The sequence below is a fragment of the Mycobacterium sp. E2989 genome (assembly GCF_001667595.1).
Lineage (GTDB): Bacteria > Actinomycetota > Actinomycetes > Mycobacteriales > Mycobacteriaceae > Mycobacterium.
In genome coordinates this window covers 113,748-131,235 of the sequence record NZ_LZJX01000126.1, presented here as the reverse complement: position 1 = coordinate 131,235, position 17,488 = coordinate 113,748, and the positions used below count along the sequence as shown (strand labels likewise).

Below are 17,488 nucleotides of genomic sequence, written 5' to 3'. Positions count from 1 at the left end.
CGGGCTGGTGCAAGCGGCCAGGGCCGAGGACCCGCGAACGGGGCGCACGCTGACTGTCTCCACCACCGAGCCCGCTGTGCAGCTCTACACGTCCAACTTCATCGAGGGGGCGTTCACGGGCACCAGCGGGCACATCTACCGGCAGGGCGCCGGATTCACGATGGAGACCCAGCACTACCCGGACTCGCCGAATCACCCGAACTTCCCGACCACCACGCTCAACCCCGGCCAGACCTACGATTCGACGACGGTTTTTGCCTTCGGCACGCAATGAGAAGGCGGTGCCGGCGCCCTCGGTCGGAGAATGTCCCGGTCACAGCGGTAATTTGCGTTGCGCCGGGGGTGGGCGGCTTTAATCGTGATGAACTCTCGCAGCAACTACGAGGAGCCTTCATGACCTATCGCCGTCTTGCCTGGGCGCTCGGCGCGGTGGTGGCGGCGGCCGTCGTCATTCCCGTCACCGCCCACGGCGAGCCGCCGACGAAGTGCCTGACCAACACTCAGACGGGCAAGCAGGTCTACGTGCCCTGCGACCTGCTCAACGCCGGCGCCAATTTCCCGCCGGGGCAGCGTTGCCCACCACCGCTCGAGCAGTACCCGAAAGACGTGGCGGACTGGTGTGGCGAAGGGCCGGGCCTGGCGAGCACCACGCCCACGAGCCCGACGACTCCCACGAGCCCGACGACTCCCACGAGCCCGACGATGCCGACGAGCACGACGAAGCCGACGAGCACGACAAGCCCCACGAGCTCCGCGACCCCGACGACGACCCCCACGGCCCCCACCACCTCGACGAGCGCATTGAAAACGGCGGGTCCGGGCAACGCCCAGTGACGAAGCCCTAACCGGGCGGCGCGGTGACGACGATCGATTCCTGCCCGATCTTCCAGGCCGTCATGAACGTGGCGATGCTGACCTTCGTGTTGGCGTGATCGGCGTAGGGGTCGTTGAGGTGAACCACGTCGGAGTTGGTGTCGATGCCGGTGACCACCAGCAGATGGTCGGCCGAGGTGCGCTGGTCGTTGGAATTCAAGATGGTTCCGGAGTTGACCCACGCGATGACCTTGCGGTTGGCGCCCAGGTACTGCTCCAGCGACGACAGCCCCACCTCTTCGGGGTGCTTGTCATAGGTCATGTGCGACTTGATGCCGTAGTGCTCGAGCAACACCACCGTGTCGGCCATGTCGATGCCGCCATTCGGGCCATCGTGAGCCGGGTCGCCGGTGGGGGCGTAAATCGGGCCGTTGCGGATCGACGAGGGCGTCTGCTGCGCCAGCTTGATGATCTGCTGCTCAGTCGGGGAGTGGCCGGTGACCTCGCCAACCACGTCGGCCACGGACGCCAGCCCGCAATTGTCCTCGTACGACTGCTGCTGCCAGAACTGGGCGGCCGCGTCGGGGTCGCCGTACACGCCGCTGGCAATCGTCGTGGCCCTCGGCGGGCCGGCATCGGCCCGGCCGGTGCCGGCGGTAGCCGACGTCGCCGCCGCGCGCATCGACGACGGCGCGGCGCTGCACGAAGACAGCGTCGATACGCTCGCGATACCGATGCAGGCGGCCGCCAGGGCGGTGGGTACCGCGGCCGCGATCCGAGAGTCGAACATGTTGCCTCGCAAAGGCCGGTCGAACTACCGATTGGTCAGCAACGTAGCACCGCCAGCAAACCCGCGCAGCGCAAATAGCCGCGGCGGCGACCCTCAGTTGCCCGCCTCGATCGCCGCGACGCGCGCGGCCGCGTCGGGTCCGCAGAACCGCTGCAGGTCCACTCCGCCCGCGGCCAGCAGGTCGTCGATGCGGCGTTTGAGGTCGCCCGACGACAGGTGCGCGTACAGGTTGGCCCCGGGGCACGAGGTCGACGCCAGGTCCCGATGGCCCGCCAAGGTGGTGGTCGCGACGCGAAAGGTCTGCGCCGCCCAGGCGAAGGCGCGGGCCGCCCCGACAAGCTGCGCCTCGGGCACGGACTCTTGATCGAAGTCGCCCTCGCAGAGAACCAGGAAGTGCCCCGTCGTGTCGTAGTCCGTCGCCGTGTCGCCCGCGAGCTCGGTGCTGCGCAGCTCGTAGATGTTGCCGTTGCGGTCGACCCCGACGTGATAGGCGATGTCGATCCACCCGTGTTCGTCCTGGTGGTAGCGCTGGTCCTGTCGGAGGTGGCTTGGTGCGTTGCGGTTGTCGCCGAGGACCACGGCCTCGTGGTGCAGGGTCATGCGGGTGATGGTGTGACGCCGGCCGCCGGAGCGGGCCGGCCGGGCGCCCCAGGCGTCCCGGCACAACAACAGGGCCGAGCTGGCGCTCATCAGGCGGGCATCGGCCGTCGACGTCGCCCGCGCGGCCGCCGCAACGTCCGTCGGTGCCGTCCTCGAGTGGGTGCCGACCACCGCCGCCGCACCGACGCCGCCGGCCAGTCCTAGCATCTGGCGGCGGCTGACGACGGCCGGCCGACCCCGCGCGGGCTCACACACGCTTCATCACGATACGGTGATCTGCGCCGCAGAACGCCGTGATTGCGTTACCGGGCGAAGCTGTTGGCTCGCAGGTGCATTCGCGACGGGATCGGCACTACGCTTTGGGCGTAGGGAGGCGGCGATGGGACGGGCCAGCGCGTTTGGCGACAGCTCGCTTGGCGGCTTGCCCTTTGGTAGGCGGAAAGCCATCGCCGTCGGATCCGTCGTGGTCGCGCTCGTGGCGGGTTGCTCGCGCGGCGATACGGCGCCCACCGCATCGAGCGTCAGTCCGACGACGACACCGCCGGCCGCGGTGTTCACCCCCGTGCCCTCGGCGCCCGCCAAACCGCCCGATGCCGCAACCGCCGCCGCTTTCGCCAAGGTGTCCAAGCTGATCAACGACGCGATTGCGGCGAACCGGCTGCCCGGCGCGGTGGTCGCCGTCGGGCACGGGGGACAGGTCGCCTTCCAGCAGGCCTACGGCTCGCGCAAGCTCGCAGGCGAACCCGGACTGGACGGGTCGCCGGCACCCGCGGAGCCGATGACCGAGGACACCGTCTTCGACATGGCGTCGTTGACGAAGATCCTCGCCACGACGACCGCGGTCATGCAACTTTACGAACAAGGCAAGGTCGGGCTCGACGATCCCGTCGGGCAATACCTGCCCGACTTCGACGCCGGCAACGATCCGCGCCGCGCGACCGTGACCGTTCGCATGCTGCTCACGCACACCTCGGGCGAAACGGGGGACGTCAACCTTGGCGATCCGTGGGGATTGGACGGGGCCGACAAACCCGAAGGCGTTCACCGCGCACTCACCACGCCGCTGGAGTCCGATCCCGGTCAGGGTTTCCGGTACTCCGATATCAACTTCATCCTGCTCGGTGCGTTGGTCGAGAAGGTCACCGGCGACACCTTGGACGACTACGCCCAACGACACGTGTTCGAACCGTTGGGAATGACCGACACCCGCTACCTTCCCGCGGCCAAAGCATGCGGCCCGCACACGACGATCGGGTCCGCGGTCGCCTGGACCGCCGCGCCGCCCGACCGGACGCAGGACGACTGTTCGGCCGGCACGTGGAACGTCAATCTCTTGCCGCGCGTGGCGCCGACCGCGCGTGACGAGGAGGGGCGATCCGATCCGAGCAGGAATCCCGATCTTGACCGCCTGCTGCGGGGCACCGTGCAGGACACGACGGCGCGGCGGATGGGCGGCGTGGCCGGGCATGCCGGCGTGTTCTCGACCGCCCACGATGTGAGCATCTTCGCGCAGGCGTTGCTCGACCGGCTGGCGGGTCGTCCAAGCGAATTCCCGCTAGCGCAAGCAACTTTGGAGTTGATGACCACTCCGCAGCAGCCCGGCCACAACGCTCAACAGCTCCAAGCGGCGAACGACGCCGCCCGAGCGGCCATCGCGAAGAGACCAAAGACCGCGGACCCGCTGCTAGCTGCGCGCTATCCGGCGATCGCGGGGCAGGAGCTGCGCGGCCTGGGGTGGGATATCGATTCGCGCCTGTCCATGCCGCGCGGCGTGGTCTTTCCCATCGGCAGTTTCGGCCACACCGGTTTCACCGGAACCTCGGTGTGGCTGGATCCGGACTCGGATACCTACGTCGTTCTGCTGACGAACTCGATTCATGTGCGGGGCAGTTCGCCGATTTCGGACCTGCGGGGTCAGGTCGCGACCGCCGCGGCACGGGCGTTGGGGCTCTAGGGCCGCTCGAAGTGTTGGTAGTCGAGGGGACCCGCCCACTCGCCGCCCCACCGCCAGCCGCGATCTGTGAAGGCGCGCACCGCCGGGTCGCCGACGTGTAAGAGCCCCGGGTCGGTGCGGGTGCGGTCCAGGTAGGCGGCGGCGTTCTGCGGCTCGAAATACCCGCTGGCGTAGAGGCAGGGGTTGACAAGCGTGTTGATATCGATGGCCCGCCCGTAAGCGTGGGGAGACCATTCGTCGGTTCCGGGGATGAGCCGGCAGTTGAACGCCGACGTGTTGTTGTCCTCCATCGACAACTCGTCATTGGCGTCCGGGTAATTCTCGACCGTGCGCATCTTCTCGATGGGATAGCCCAGTCGGTAAAGCTGCTCGAAGATGGCGATGACGTCCGGCACGAGGTCTTGGTGGACGATCAACGGGCCCCGGTGGGTCTGGGCGTCGAAACCGATGTAGTCGACGTCGACCCGCCGCAGCTGCGCCGGCTCGACCGGACAACCCGGCCGCCAGGTCGTGCCGAGGTCGGCGGCGGTGACCGGTGCGACGGTCGCACCGGGCGGCGGTGGCGGCCTAGACGACGACGCGACGGCCCGCGATGACGGTGCGGCGGACGTTGACGGTGTGCCCGCGCGCGGTGGCGCCGGGGTCGTGCATTGCGCCAGCGCGAGGCAGGCCGCGAGCATGCCGGCCGCCGCGGCGCCCCGCCGCCGCGGCCGGTCTCGCGCGATCCGCCCGTCCAAGAAGCCGCCCGTTGCGATCAGAAACTTTCGAGTAGCCCACTACGCTACTTGCCCCGGTTCCCGCGGCGAACCCTCGAGGGCACGACAAACAACTCGAGCCTTCCGGTGAGGTCATCATGACCACAATGCACAGTCCCGGCAGCGTCGTGCCGACCCGCTTCCGTTGGTGGTCTGCCATCGCGAGCGCCTGCGGGAAGGTGGCATCGATCGGCATCCCGGTCGGCGTGGGCGCTTATCTGTTCACCGATCATTGGGGACGGGCCGATCCGGAGTACCTCTTCACGACGACCTTCAGCAAGAATCCGCAGTTCCTGCGCGAGGGCATACCCCCGTTTCTGAAGAAGGCTTTGACCGAGGCGCTGGACTTCGACCAATGGGTGATTTTGGGCTACTTCCTGATGCTGGTCACCTGCGCCCTTGTTTTCACGGCCCTGGCGTTCTCCAAGTCCGGCAAGAAGCTCAGCCACTACATCCTCGCCGCGGCGTTGGTCGCCGCGTTCGCACACCTACTCGAGGACGCGTTGATCTTCTGCGCGCTGACCAAGCCCGCCGACGGGCTGCTCGGCCGGGTGCCGGCCGCCTTCTGGATCTACGCGCCGGCGGCCATGGCAACCGTCAAATGGTGCGCGCTCGTCTTGGCCGTGACGGCGATACCGGCGGCCGTCTTCGCGATAGTCCGGGTGATCCTGTCGCATCTGCGCATGCGCAGGTACCGCCGGCGACACCACGGCAAGAACTGGTGGGACGACACGTTGTCGCCGCCGGCGCTGGACCCGGAGCCGGGGGACGTCGAGGCGGCGTGGCGCCAGGCCTATTACGTCCCCGACGCCGAAGACCTGGCCCACAAACACGACGGCAGCCCGGTGCCGACGCCGACGGCACTGTGCCTGTCCGGCGGCGGAATGCGCTCCGCGTGCGTGGCCATGGGCGCGATGCAGAAGCTGGCCGGCCCCCGCGATGACGTCGTGGACGCGTGGCGCTGCGCGCCGGCGCTGGACGACTTCGACTATGTGATCTCGGTGTCCGGTGGTGGCTTCAGCGCCGGCGCGCGGGTGCTCGGCGTTCAAAGCGACGCTTCCGAGGGCAGGGCGGGCGGCGCGATCGCGCCGCTGTCCAAGCGATTCAGCCCTGGCTCAGTCGAATTCGACTCCCTGCGCCGCCGTTGCGACTACATCGCCGACTCGCCGCTGGCGCTCCTGCGGGCACTCGCCGAGGTACTCAAGAACCTGTTGGCCTCGCTGCTCATCGTGGCTTCGTCCGCGGTCGTGCTCGGATGGCTGCTGGGCATCTTCGTCAAGTACTTCCCGTTCCGGGCCGTCGTGCCCCGCAGGGGTGGGGTCGCGCCGCATGGCGCCGGTTTGCATCAGCAGCTCGATCTCGAAGCGCTTCAGGCCCGCCCGGTGGCGGCGTTGGCGGCGATCGCCATTCCCGTTGCGGCGGTGATCGTCTGCATCATCGGCGATCTGGCCTGCGAATGGGCGTCGGCGTCGAAATGGAGCACCGTGGGGCAGGCCGCGTTCGGCTGGCTGGGCCGACGGGCCGCGTTGTTGGCGTTGCTGGTATTCGGCCTCAGCGTCGCCGGCCCGGCACTGATGTGGCTGTGCCTGCAGCGTCCGGACAAGGGACCGGTGGGGGCGATCGGCGGCCTCGCGGCCGTGGTGGTCTTGCAATATTGGACGACGCTGGTCTCGATGACCTCGAAAAAGGACAGTCTGGTAAGTCCCTCCCGGTGGCTCAGATTCGTGCCGTCGGGAGTGCTGCGCATCGCCCTGGTGGTGTTCACGTTGGGCGTGCTGCTGGTCGCGTGGCTGCTGCTGCTCGGCGTTGTCGCCGGCTACGTCTTCAACATGGAGATCGATCAGGAGATCCTGCACCCGGAGCGCAACCGCCAGCCGTTGACTTCCGACGTCCAATGGTTGTACCTGGGTGGCATCGGGCTGTTGGCGTTGCTGCTGAGCAGCTTTGACGTGACCTCGCTGAGCCTGCATCCGTTCTACCGGCAACGGCTGGCGCACACGTTCGCCGTCCGCCGCCTCGGCGGCAGGGCCGTGGAATACAAGCGCAGCGAGGCCACGTGGCTCGACGAATACGGCAAGACGCAAACCGGCGGACCGAAATTCGTCTTCGCCGCGGCCGCCGCCATCTCCGACGGTGACATCCGCCCGGCGCCCGGGCTGAACGCCGTGTCGTACGTCATGACCGCGGATTACGTTGGGGGACCGGCACTTGGCTGGCTGAAGACCGCCGAACTGCGCCAGGCGTCGCCGCCGCGCATCGAACGCGACCTCACCGTGGAGGCGGCGATGGCGGTGAGCGGGGCGGCGTTCGCCTCGGCGATGGGCAGGCAGAGCAAGGGCGTCCAGTCGCTGCTGGCGCTTTCCGGTGCCCGCCTAGGAACGTGGCTTCCCAACCCGCTGTTCGTGCGGAACGCTCAGCGCAAGGCCGCCGATCCGTCGTTTCCCAAGGCGCTGCCCTCCATGCGGGGGGCCGGGTACTTCTATCGAGAACTCCTGGGAATCAACAAGTTCGACGCCAGGCTTGTTCAGGTCACCGACGGTGGGCACTACGAAAACCTCGGTCTGGTCGAAGCCTTGCGCCGGCGGTGCCGGCTGATCTACTGCATCGACAGCAGTGGCGACGCCCCTCCGCTGCTGTCCGGCCTGGCCGACGCGATCAGGCTCGCCAGGTTCGAACTCGGCGTCGAGATCACCATGGACAGTGGCGGACCGTTCGGTGTCGAGAATCTCGCGCCGGGGTCCGGCGAGCAGTTCGGCGACAGTCACGCGTTCTGCAGCCTCAACGGCCGCATCAGCAAATGCGCCGTGGCCAGGGGCAGGATCAAGTATCCCGATGCGGCCGGAATCAAGACGGCGGAGGCCAGAACCGGATGGCTGATCATCGCCAAAGCCGTGTTGTGGCAGGGGCTCCCCGATTGGGTGTTGACCTACGCCGCGGAGAAGGGCGGCGCGGAGTTCCCCCACGACAACACGTCGGACCAATGGTTTTCCGAAGGGCAGTTCGCCGCCTACACGGAGGTCGGTCGCAGCATTGCGATGTGCGCCATGACGGTTCCGTGCGATGACGGCGTCACGACGGCCGACGGCGACGCGCTCGTGCTCCCGGTGCAAGGCCTTGCCCCCATCGAGGTGCGTGTGCCGGCGGGGGCCTCGTCTTGACGGCCGAGGCGCGAGCGTTTGAAAGACATGACTAGATGGAAGGAATCACTCCGATGAGCACTCGTCCGAAAAAGCTGGTGTGTGCCGCCCTTTTCGGCGCGGCACTGACGCTGATGGCCGGCCCGCTGCAACATCCGGCCGTCGCCCGCGCCGACGTCAACCAAGAGTTCTATAGCTTCTGCATCAAGGACCTCGGCCAGGGCAACGACTACTGTTGCGCGCACGCCGGCGGCGCCGTAAAGGCCGGGGGGTGTGTCGACCCGGCAACGGGGAAGGCCGTATTGGCCGCAGCCTGGGTCAGGGTTGACGCGCCACGATCACGGGGACCTTGGCCTTGTTGACCACCGTCGCCCCGACGGAGCCCAGCAGCATTCCCGGGAACCCGCCGCGGCCGTGGCTGCCCACCACCATCAGTTGCGCCCGCTCCGCTGCCTCGAGGAGCCAGCGTGCCGGCTCACCTATTTCGATCCTGCGGTGGACCGCCACCTGGGGATAGCGTTCGTGCCAACCCGCCAGGCGTTCGGCGAGCGTTTCCTCCTCCTCGGACAGCCGGGCGTCCCACTTGGCGTCTTGGTACGCCCCTTTGAGGGCATAGACCCGAGGGTCGGCCCAGGCGTGGAACGCCATCAGGCCGACACCTCGCCGGGAGGCCTCCGCGAACGCGATCGCGGTGGCCGCCTCCGATGCCGTTGAGCCGTCGATGCCCACCAGCACCGGTGCCCGCGTGATGCTGCCGACGAGCGCGTCCTCGTCGTGGATCACGGCGACGGCGCAATGCGCGTGGTACACCAATCCCGAACTCACCGAGCCGAGGACGCTGCGGACCAGGAAGCCGCCGTGCCCCCGATAGCCCACCACGACCATCGCCACCGCCTTGGAGAGGGCGATGAGCGTGGGGATGGTGGCCGAATACAGGACCTGGCTATCGATCTGCGGCGGTCCAGCCTCCGATTCTCCGGCGGCCCTGACCGCCGCCGCGATGCATTCGCGTGCCCGCGTCTCCTGCCAATCGCTGAAGCCGGCGAGAGCGGTGACCTGAAACCACTCGGGGGAGGGGGCGTCGACGACGTGGACCAGGGCCAGCGGCGCATCCCGCAGCACGGCCGTGCGGGCCGCCCACCGGACGGCGCGCAGCGCTGCTGCCGAGCCGTCGACGCCAACCAAGATCGCGTCAGGTGGTGGCTGCCACATCTCGGCTCGTTTCTGATCGGCTATGTACCCAACGGCAGGATCATCCAGGGCCGCCGCGATTGTCAGGGCCGAAGTGATGCAAGCGGAAGGACCAAAGGCACCGAAGCGACGCCGGCGAATGCCGTTGCGACGCAAGCGGCCCGAAGTGTGTGCAGGTGAGAGGCACTGAGCCCGTCGAAACATCGGTCCCACTTCGACGTTCGGGGTATAAATGCATTAACCCGTGACTGCGCGACTGAATCGAGGAGAAGTGTTCAAAAAGCTGCTTCTTGCCATGACATTTGTCATCGCGTTGTTCGCTCCCGCCGCGGTGCCGGCCGCCCACGCCGACCCGATCGGCTTCCCGCCGGATTGGCCGTACTACGAAATGCAAACCGAGCAGACCATGTGCAACGCGATGGCGCAGGGATGGTCGCGCGCCCAGATCGTCGGCGCGATGCAACAAGCCAACAACCAGGCGGTCACGGGGTTGACTCCCGTTCAGGCCGCCAAGCGCGCCAACATGTGGGTCGACCTGGGCCGGATCAAGTACTGCCCCGGTGCGGTCGCCAGTTAGCTGTTGGCCCAGCGGTTGAATGCGGGCTCCATGTCGGGGCAGAACGCCCCGGCGGCGGCGCCCATGATGTGGCCCGCCTGTACGGACTCATAGCCGTTGCTTGCCACATATCCGTAGATGCTGTCGAAGTCGGTGCCGCCGCGCGCCTGTTGGCAGACGTTGTTGCCGATGTCGATCATTCGCCCCGGATTGTCGTAGGGCACCTGCAGCACGTTGAGCGTGTGCAGGTAGGCGCCGATCGAGATGGGGTTGGGGTCGGCGTGGACCGTGGGCGCCAGCGATACCGGCGCGGCCAGCACCAGCGCCGAACTCAACAAAGCCCTCCAGCTCATGGGTGGCTCCCCTCCGTAGGATTTGGTGTTGCTGCGCGAAAACCCTGCCGCCGTGAACGATTCACGACGAAAGCCAGATCACCCGGGAGTCGTCAGCAGAGCGCGGCGGAAAACCACCCGCCGGCCACCAGCGCGATGACGAGCGCCGCGGTGGTGTGCCCCGTCGTCGCGGCGACGACGATGCCGGTGACCGCGGCGATGAACGCCATGACCACGACCAGGGCGAGCAGAATCCGATGTGAACGCACCGCGCCCGTCGCGCGCGGTGCAACCACTACATACTTGCCCGACCCGTGGGGTGCGGCCATGGAAACTCCCATCGCGTTGTGACCTCGGATACAAAGAAAGCACAAATGTGCTGTGCATCACAACCAGACGGTACGAAGTGGTTCGCCTTCTAGCCGTTAGTCAACCGTCCGTGTCGGGCGCCCACCGCGGTCGGCGCACCTCCGGCCGGCGGGTCGACCGCGCTGCGGCCAACGCCTCGGTGCGCTCGCCGTTGATGGTGGTCGGCGGGAGAGGCTGGCCCTTGCGCAGCGTCGCGATCAGTTCCCGGTAAGGGCCGATGAGGTAGACGGTGTCGCCGGCTTTCAGGCGCGCATCCCGGCGCGGGCGCAATCGGACCGGCCCTTCCGGCCGCGTGATAGCGATGACGCGGGTCTGGGTGGACAGATCGACCATCCGCAGCCCGTCGAGTTCGCTGCCCGCCGCCACCAGCATTCCGCCGACCATGAAGGAGCGCTGGCCGACCCAGAATGTGCCGAGCACCTGCAAGCCCATCGCCGCACCGATAAACCACGGCGCCGCCAAGTCGACGATCGACCGCACGTTCTCGAAACCGAACCGCCGATGCACCGCGGTGCCCAGCGCACGGCCCTGAATGCGCATGACGATCGGCACCCTTGTGTCGGATCCCAGCATTTCGAGCAGCACGATCCCCGTCTCGATGTTTTCCATGTCGTCCTGGGTCACCAGCGCGACGCCGCGGGCGCGATCGACGCGCGCCGACTCCAGCGTCTGGCGCATGGTCGGATCCCCGAAAATCACCGGCACATCGAGATCGGCCACGGTCGGCAGGAAGCGGTTGCTTTCATCCGGCTCGATGACCACGACGTCGTATCCGGCCGCCGCCAGATCACTGACGACCCGGACGCCGATGGAACCCAGGCCGACGACGACGACGTGGCCGTGCATGTGGCGTGCGCGGCGCAGTCCGGCGGTTTGGACGAAGCGTCGCGACAGCAGCAGGTCGGCAAGGAATGCGACGAGGATCGCGGTGACACTCGCGCCGCCGAACATCAACAAGACGCCGAACAGCCGCAGGGATGTGGATTGCTGGGCGAAGCTGAAGTCGCCGTAGCCGACGGTCGTGATCGTTTCGGAGGCGAAGTACAAGGCGTCGACCCACGACATCCGGGGGTTGTGATAGGCGAAACGCACCACGGCCGTCGACCCGAGAGTGAGAAACAGCGCGAACGCCAACGAGGGGAACAGCATCGGGTTCACCTCGTCGCGGATGGCGCGCGCCGCGTCGATGACCCGCCGCACGCGGGAATTTCGAGCGCGCGTCGCGGTCGGGGGAGGCAAGGTGATGCCACGGGCTTCCAATTCGTCCTTCACGCCGATCATCGACGTCCAGTCGCCGGCGTATACCCGCAGATCACGTCCGGGGCATGGCACCACCTCGCCGGGAGCGGGCGAATTCTTGCCGTGGACAACCGCCACCGGTGCCAGGTCGGAGTGGATCTCCCGGAGCGTCGCGTTGTGTGGCGCCTCGGATCCCCAGACGACGAATTCAATACCGGCCGTGTTGAATTGGTGGGCGTTGCGCGACAGGACGGCCTCGACGATCGAGGGTGCCGCGAGGTCGGCGACGTCCAAGATCGCGCCGGGGCCGTTGACGGTAACGACGGCTTCGCGCAGTACATCGTTGGCCAACCTGGCCACAACGCGGACGTTGGGGCTGAATTCCCGTGCCAGCAAGGCAATTTCGAGATTGACCGCATCATTTGGGCCCGCGCACACGACGGCACGTGCGCGCTGCACCCCGGCGCCCAGGAGATCGGCGGCGGTGTTGATCCTGATGATTCGCGCGCCCGCGCCCCTCAGCTCTTCGGCGATCGTCTTCGACAACGCATCGTCACCGCTGACGATGATCTCGCGGTGAAACTGAAAGAGCTCGCCCATCGCGCGGGCTGCGTTCGACTCTTACGGGCGTCGATCGCCACGGCTGGTCGCCGGATGATCGCCGGTTTCGTTGCCTGCCATGACTACTCCTACTTCTGCTGCAACTGCGCGGTCCATATGACTATCGGCCAACAGGCAGGGAAGTGCCACCGGAACCCGTCCGCGGTGCAACCGGAACCCCTGTCTTTCTGTGACGCAACAGGTTCGACTCGCGGTGGTGACGCGGGCGAAATAGTGCGGGGGTAGAAAGCGCTCGCACGCCACTGCCGACAATCAAGCTGAGGAGCGTTGCGTGTCCGAGAAGACGCCCGACGATATTTTTAAGCTAGCCAGGGACGAGAACATTGAGTACGTCGACGTCCGCTTCTGCGACTTGCCGGGCACCATGCAGCACTTCACGATTCCGATCTACGCCTTCGACGAAGGCGTGTTCGAGGAAGGCCTGGCGTTCGACGGCTCCTCGATCCGAGGTTTTCAATCGATCCACGAGTCCGACATGGTGCTGCTGCCCGATCCGGAGACCGCGACGATCGACCCGTTCCGGGCCCGCAAGACGCTGAACGTGAACTTCTTCGTGCACGACCCGTTCACCCTCGAGGTGTACTCGCGCGACCCGCGCAACATCGCCCGCAAGGCCGAGAACTATCTGATCAGTTCCGGCATCGCGGACACCGCATACTTCGGGCCGGAGGCCGAGTTCTACATCTTCGACTCGGTCAGCTTCGACTCGAGCACCAACGAATCGTTCTACAAGGTGGACGCGGCGTCCGGGTGGTGGAACACCGGAGAGGACGCCGAGGCGGATGGAAGCCCCAATCTCGGCTACAAGGTCCGCCCCAAAGGGGGGTATTTCCCGGTGGCACCCACCGACCACTACGTCGATTTGCGCGACGAAATCCTCACCAACCTGACCAACGCCGGTTACTCGCTGGAGAAGGGCCACCATGAAGTCGGCAGCGGCGGCCAGGCCGAGATCAACTACAAGTTCAACACGTTGCTGCACGCGGCCGACGACCACCAGATGTACAAGTACATCGTCAAGCAGACCGCGTGGCAGGCCGGCAAGACCGTCACCTTCATGCCCAAGCCGTTGTTCGGCGACAACGGTTCCGGAATGCACTGCCACCAGTCGCTGTGGAAGGACGGCGTGCCGTTGATGTACGACGCGACGGGATACGCCGGTCTGTCCGACACCGCGCGCCACTACATCGGCGGCTTGCTCTACCACGCGCCGTCGTTGCTGGCCTTCACGAACCCGACCGTGAACTCCTACAAGCGTCTGGTTCCCGGTTTCGAGGCGCCGATCAATCTTGTCTACAGCCAACGCAATCGGTCGGCGTGCGTGCGCATCCCGATCACCGGTAACAACCCGAAGACCAAGCGGCTGGAATTCCGCTGCCCCGACTCGTCGGGCAACCCATATCTGTCCTTCGCCGCCCAGTTGATGGCGGGGTTGGACGGGATCAAGCACAAGATCGAGCCGCCCCCGCCGGTCGACAAGGACCTCTACGAACTGCCGCCGGAGGAGGCCGCGGAGATCCCCCAGGCGCCCACGCAGCTGTCCGCGGTGATCGACCGTCTGGAGGAAGACAGCGAATACCTGACCGAGGGCGGGGTCTTCACGCCCGACGTCATCGCGACGTGGATCAACTACAAGCGCACCTACGAGATCGCGCCGTTCAACCTCCGGCCGACCCCGTACGAATTCGCCCTCTACTACGACGTATGACGTAATTCGCTTTTCAGCGCAGTTAGCCGAGCCGACGTCCCGGGTACCCGTCCCGCCATGGGGTGGGTGGAATCACACGCGGTCGCGATCTTCTCGGCGCTGCTGTCTGCCTTCTGGGCGGCCGTGGGGATCGTCGTCCGGCAGCGCGCCACGCAGGAGGTTCCGGCCGACGAAGGCATGTCCGGGGCGATGGTGACCACCCTGGCTCGACGGCCGTTGTGGTGGGCGGGCACGGTCGCCGCCGTCGCCGGCTACGCGTTTCAGGCCGTGGCCCTCGCCCATGGCTCCCTCCTGCTGATCCAGCCGCTGCTGGTTTCCTCGCTGCTGTTCGCATTGCCGTTGAGCGCCGGACTTTGTCACCAGCGCGTCAGCGCGGCCCAGTGGGGCTGGGCGACGCTGTTGACGGGCGCGCTGGCGGTTTTCGTGCTCGTCGGTGAGCCCCGCGAGGGCCATAACCGTCCCCCGGTCCCGGCGTGGACCGTGGCGCTGTTGGTGACGGTGCCGTTGCTGATCGTCTGCGTCACGGCGGCCCGCCGCGCCGCGGGCCGCGTCCGCGCCATGCTGCTGGGGGTCGGGGTGGCGATCCTGCTCGGCATGATCGCCGTCTTGACGAAGATCTGTACGCACCGCTTCGGCGTCGGCGGTTGGCACGCGCTGCTGACGGTCCCGGCCCCATACCTGCTCGTCGGTCTCGCCGTCGCGGTGACGCTGGTGCAGAACTCGGCGTTTCACGCCGGAGCCCTGCAGGCCTCGGTGCCGATCATGCTGGTGGGGGAACCCGTGGTGGCGGTCCTGCTGGGCGTCGCGGTGCTTGGTGAGCACCTGGCGGTGGGCGGCGCTGCGGCACTCGCCCTCGTGGTCGCGGTCTCGGCGATGGTCGCCGCCGCCATCGCGCTGAGCCGCAGCCAGGCGATCGAACTCGTTGGCGCGCAACGGTCCTCGCCGACCCCCGATGCGGCCGCGCTGGTCGGCGTCAGCGGCGAGCGGACCTAGGGCCTACGAATCCTCGGCGGTATCCAGCAGCCGCAGCGGGTGCAGGCCGTCGACCGCGCCGACGAACGGCGGGTGGATGCTGTAGCCGAGCATGCGGCGAATGTCATCGGAAACCGATCGCGCGATGTCACGCGAGATGGACAACGTGAAGGCCTCCATCGGGCGCAGCCACGGTTGGCAATACTGCGCGGTGACGGCAAGGCGCTCGCGGTCGGTTTTGTTCGCGCCCCCGCCGTGCCAAAGCGTGCCCACGAAGAACACGCACGAACCGGCCGGCATCACCACGGGCAGCGCCGCATCGTCAGGGCCGGGCCGGCGCTTGCCCCATCGGTGGCTGCCGGGGTACAGAACGGTGGCGCCGTTGTCGGCGGTGAAGTCGTCGATGGCCCAGATCGTCGCTGCCGCCAAGGGATCTCGTGGGCGCGGCACAGGGTAGAACCCGTCGTCGTGGTGCGCCAGCTGCGCGGCCTCGCCCGGTTGAATGTTGATGGCCTGCAACGCCGAAAGCAGGTAGTTCGGCATCAGCAGGCGATCGAGGACGGCCAGCACCCGCGGGTTGTCGACGAGCCCGTCGCACACCCGGGTGCGGCTCAGCAGGCTGTAGATGCGCTGGGTGTGCCGGCCCTCGAACGAGTTGCGTCCGGTGTGCCCGAGCCACGGGCGCACGACCTCACGGATTTCATGGCACTGCTCGGCGGTCAGCAGGCCTTCCCAGATGACGTAACCGTCGCGGTCCAGGGCCGCCATGTCGGCGTCGACGGTCGCGCCGTCGACCGAGCTCCCACCGGTCGGCGTCCGTTTGTACCGCTGCGCCAGATCACCCCTGAGGTCCTCCAGCGTCGTCACGGACTCGTCGTCGGCATTCATTGGCACTCGTCCTTCATCCCGGTCCCACATTAAGCCGAGTTCGCCGCAACTCAACCCCTCAAACCGGTGATGAACCGTTGCACGCTTCGGGCCAGCGACCGGGGAACGTGGTCGGGGTCCATCAGGTCGTTTTCCGCCAGCGGTCCCGCCTCGTCGGCCACGGTGCGCTCGGTGAACGGTCGCAACGTCTTGCCGTCCCCGCGGAGCGCTTCGATCGCCTTGCGGACCGACCGGCATTCACGCATCGCCTGTTCGAACTCTTTGTCGGACACGCCGAGGTGCTCGGCCACCAATTGATCTCGCACCGAGGTGATTTCGCGCCGCACGCCGTCGTCTTCGGAACTCGCCGGTTGCGCCTCGATGGCCAGATCGCATTCGCTGTCGAACCCCATCGATCGGTTGTTGAGGTTCGACGATCCGATGCGCAGGAACCGGTCGTCCACCGCCATCACCTTCGAGTGGACGTAGATGGGTGCCCCGCCGTCGGCAACCGGCCAGTAGATGCCCAGCCGCCGATGGACGTCGGCGGCCCACAGCACCTGAATGAGCCGATGGCGAGCGGAGTCCATCGTTCCCCGCTCGAGCGGGTTGTTGCCCCGGCGGGCGACGACGATGACGATCTCCGGGCCATCATCTTCCCGTAGCCGGGCGGCCAGCGCCTCCACCATGCGTCGGGCCGCCAGATACTGGTTCTCCAGATAGATGGTGTCGCGCGCCGCCGCGATCGCCGCGAGGTTGAGCGCCTCGACGTCCCGGGTCTCGGGGCGACCGTCGAGTTCCGGCAGGGTTAGCGCGATTCCGACGTCGACGCCACGCAGGGTGGGGCCGAGCTTGCCGGGCCATGCGGTGTGCCTGGCGGTGATCGGCGTCAACGATTGCCCGGTCGCCGTCCGCCACCGCGCCACGGCTTGCTCGCTGAGCGCACGCGCGGCCTCGCCGTCGACCGCTGCGGCGACGTCGTGGCGCGGCCCGTAGCTGCGGCCCAACGTCCGGCGGGCGTAATTGCGATGTTCGTGCGCGCGGGTGTCCCAACGGTCGACGGTGAGGTCGATGCCGCCGCAGAACGCCACCGAATCGTCGATCACCACGATCTTTTGGTGATGGACCGAGCCGGTGGGATGGGCACCGTCGATAGCGAAGTGGATTCGCCTGCTGCTGATCTGGTTGACCAGCGCCACCGGAGTCAGCCCAAACCAGATGCCGTCGAAGGCCGGCAGTAGACGCAGGTTGGACTTCAGTAGGTAGATGTCGAGCGTTGGTCGCTTCCACAGCATCCAATACAGAAAGGCGCCAAGCTGATTGGGGCCGGGCATCGTCTTGGTGCGGCGCTCGAACGTCATCCTGGCGTCGAAATCCCAACCGACCAGCGTGATCCGGTGCCTGGCCCGCAACATCGCGGCCTTGACCTGCTTGAAGTAATCGGCCGCATCGATGATGTGAGCCCACTGATCGGCGCGCGCCACCCGCCAGCACGTCTGTCCGGGGATCAGCAGTCGGTCGTCGCCCACGCCCGCGCCCTCAACGAGATTGACGGTTCAGCGTGGGCATAGCCCTGTGTACCAC

Annotated in this window: 15 protein-coding genes and 1 pseudogene; 7 read left to right on the top strand and 9 right to left on the bottom strand. The window is 67.2% G+C overall.

All coding sequences use genetic code 11. The features are described from left to right. Both A5680_RS23265 and A5680_RS25500 read left to right on the top strand, forming a co-directional pair. Positions 1 to 274 (top strand): annotated as a pseudogene (locus tag A5680_RS23265) (galactose-1-epimerase); the annotation flags it as partial. A gap of 119 nt (positions 275 to 393) precedes the next feature. Then, positions 394 to 834: a hypothetical protein gene (locus A5680_RS25500; protein ID WP_082970473.1), complete on the top strand. Its 441-nt coding sequence runs from the start codon at positions 394 to 396 to the stop codon at positions 832 to 834. Positions 835 to 841: 7 nt separating this feature from the next. Here A5680_RS25500 and A5680_RS23255 read toward each other — a convergent pair whose 3' ends face one another. Beyond that, the gene (locus A5680_RS23255; protein ID WP_067823633.1) at positions 842 to 1,603 is read right to left on the bottom strand and encodes a C39 family peptidase; all 762 of its coding nucleotides are present in this window, start codon (positions 1,601 to 1,603) and stop codon (positions 842 to 844) included. Positions 1,604 to 1,696: 93 nt separating this feature from the next. After that, positions 1,697 to 2,458, bottom strand: a complete 762-nt coding sequence (locus A5680_RS23250) for an N-acetylmuramoyl-L-alanine amidase (protein WP_231977684.1) — start codon at positions 2,456 to 2,458, stop codon at positions 1,697 to 1,699. 124 nt (positions 2,459 to 2,582) lie between these two features. On the opposite strand from A5680_RS23250, the gene A5680_RS23245 reads away from it, so the two are divergent. Then, entirely contained in the window at positions 2,583 to 4,157 is a 1,575-nt protein-coding gene (locus A5680_RS23245; RefSeq protein WP_067823631.1) for a serine hydrolase, read from the top strand. Here A5680_RS23245 and A5680_RS23240 read toward each other — a convergent pair. Beyond that, on the bottom strand, positions 4,154 to 4,837 hold the full coding sequence (locus A5680_RS23240; protein WP_067823698.1) for a M15 family metallopeptidase: 684 nt from the start codon (positions 4,835 to 4,837) through the stop codon (positions 4,154 to 4,156). The genes A5680_RS23245 and A5680_RS23240 overlap by 4 nt on opposite strands. Before the next feature lie 173 nt (positions 4,838 to 5,010). On the opposite strand from A5680_RS23240, the gene A5680_RS23235 reads away from it, so the two are divergent. Beyond that, positions 5,011 to 8,070, top strand: coding sequence for a hypothetical protein (locus tag A5680_RS23235; RefSeq protein WP_156675208.1), 3,060 nt, complete (start codon positions 5,011 to 5,013; stop codon positions 8,068 to 8,070). Positions 8,071 to 8,367: 297 nt separating this feature from the next. Here the strand turns inward: A5680_RS23235 and A5680_RS23230 are convergent, their stop codons facing one another. After that, complete coding sequence (locus tag A5680_RS23230) at positions 8,368 to 9,261, bottom strand: universal stress protein (protein ID WP_067823625.1); 894 nt, start codon at positions 9,259 to 9,261, stop codon at positions 8,368 to 8,370. 274 nt (positions 9,262 to 9,535) lie between these two features. Here A5680_RS23230 and A5680_RS23225 point away from each other — a divergent pair, with 274 nt between their 5' ends. After that, positions 9,536 to 9,817, top strand: coding sequence for a hypothetical protein (locus tag A5680_RS23225; protein ID WP_067823695.1), 282 nt, complete (start codon positions 9,536 to 9,538; stop codon positions 9,815 to 9,817). Here the strand turns inward: A5680_RS23225 and A5680_RS23220 are convergent. From A5680_RS23220 to A5680_RS23210, 3 genes are all read right to left on the bottom strand, one after another. Further along, entirely contained in the window at positions 9,814 to 10,149 is a 336-nt protein-coding gene (locus tag A5680_RS23220; RefSeq protein WP_067823622.1) for a DUF732 domain-containing protein, read from the bottom strand. The two genes, A5680_RS23225 and A5680_RS23220, sit on opposite strands and share 4 nt — an antisense overlap. A gap of 92 nt (positions 10,150 to 10,241) precedes the next feature. Beyond that, positions 10,242 to 10,457 carry a hypothetical protein gene (locus A5680_RS23215; protein ID WP_055405365.1) on the bottom strand — a complete coding sequence of 72 codons (216 nt, stop codon included), beginning with the start codon at positions 10,455 to 10,457 and terminating at the stop codon, positions 10,242 to 10,244. A 100-nt stretch (positions 10,458 to 10,557) separates the two neighbouring features. Beyond that, the gene (locus A5680_RS23210) at positions 10,558 to 12,336 is read right to left on the bottom strand and encodes an NAD-binding protein (protein ID WP_082970472.1); all 1,779 of its coding nucleotides are present in this window, start codon (positions 12,334 to 12,336) and stop codon (positions 10,558 to 10,560) included. A gap of 292 nt (positions 12,337 to 12,628) precedes the next feature. Here A5680_RS23210 and glnA point away from each other — a divergent pair, with 292 nt between their 5' ends. Continuing rightward, positions 12,629 to 14,065 carry a type I glutamate--ammonia ligase gene (glnA, locus tag A5680_RS23205; RefSeq protein ID WP_055405366.1) on the top strand — a complete coding sequence of 479 codons (1,437 nt, stop codon included), beginning with the start codon at positions 12,629 to 12,631 and terminating at the stop codon, positions 14,063 to 14,065. A gap of 57 nt (positions 14,066 to 14,122) precedes the next feature. Beyond that, the gene (locus tag A5680_RS23200) at positions 14,123 to 15,058 is read left to right on the top strand and encodes a DMT family transporter (RefSeq protein ID WP_067823619.1); all 936 of its coding nucleotides are present in this window, start codon (positions 14,123 to 14,125) and stop codon (positions 15,056 to 15,058) included. 3 nt (positions 15,059 to 15,061) lie between these two features. Here A5680_RS23200 and A5680_RS23195 read toward each other — a convergent pair whose 3' ends face one another. Both A5680_RS23195 and A5680_RS23190 read right to left on the bottom strand, forming a co-directional pair. Next, a complete protein-coding gene (locus tag A5680_RS23195) occupies positions 15,062 to 15,925 on the bottom strand; it encodes a phytanoyl-CoA dioxygenase family protein (protein WP_055403756.1) in 864 nt (287 codons plus the stop codon). A gap of 50 nt (positions 15,926 to 15,975) precedes the next feature. Beyond that, complete coding sequence (locus A5680_RS23190) at positions 15,976 to 17,433, bottom strand: phospholipase D-like domain-containing protein (protein WP_067823615.1); 1,458 nt, start codon at positions 17,431 to 17,433, stop codon at positions 15,976 to 15,978. Between the last annotated feature and the right edge of the window lie 55 nt (positions 17,434 to 17,488).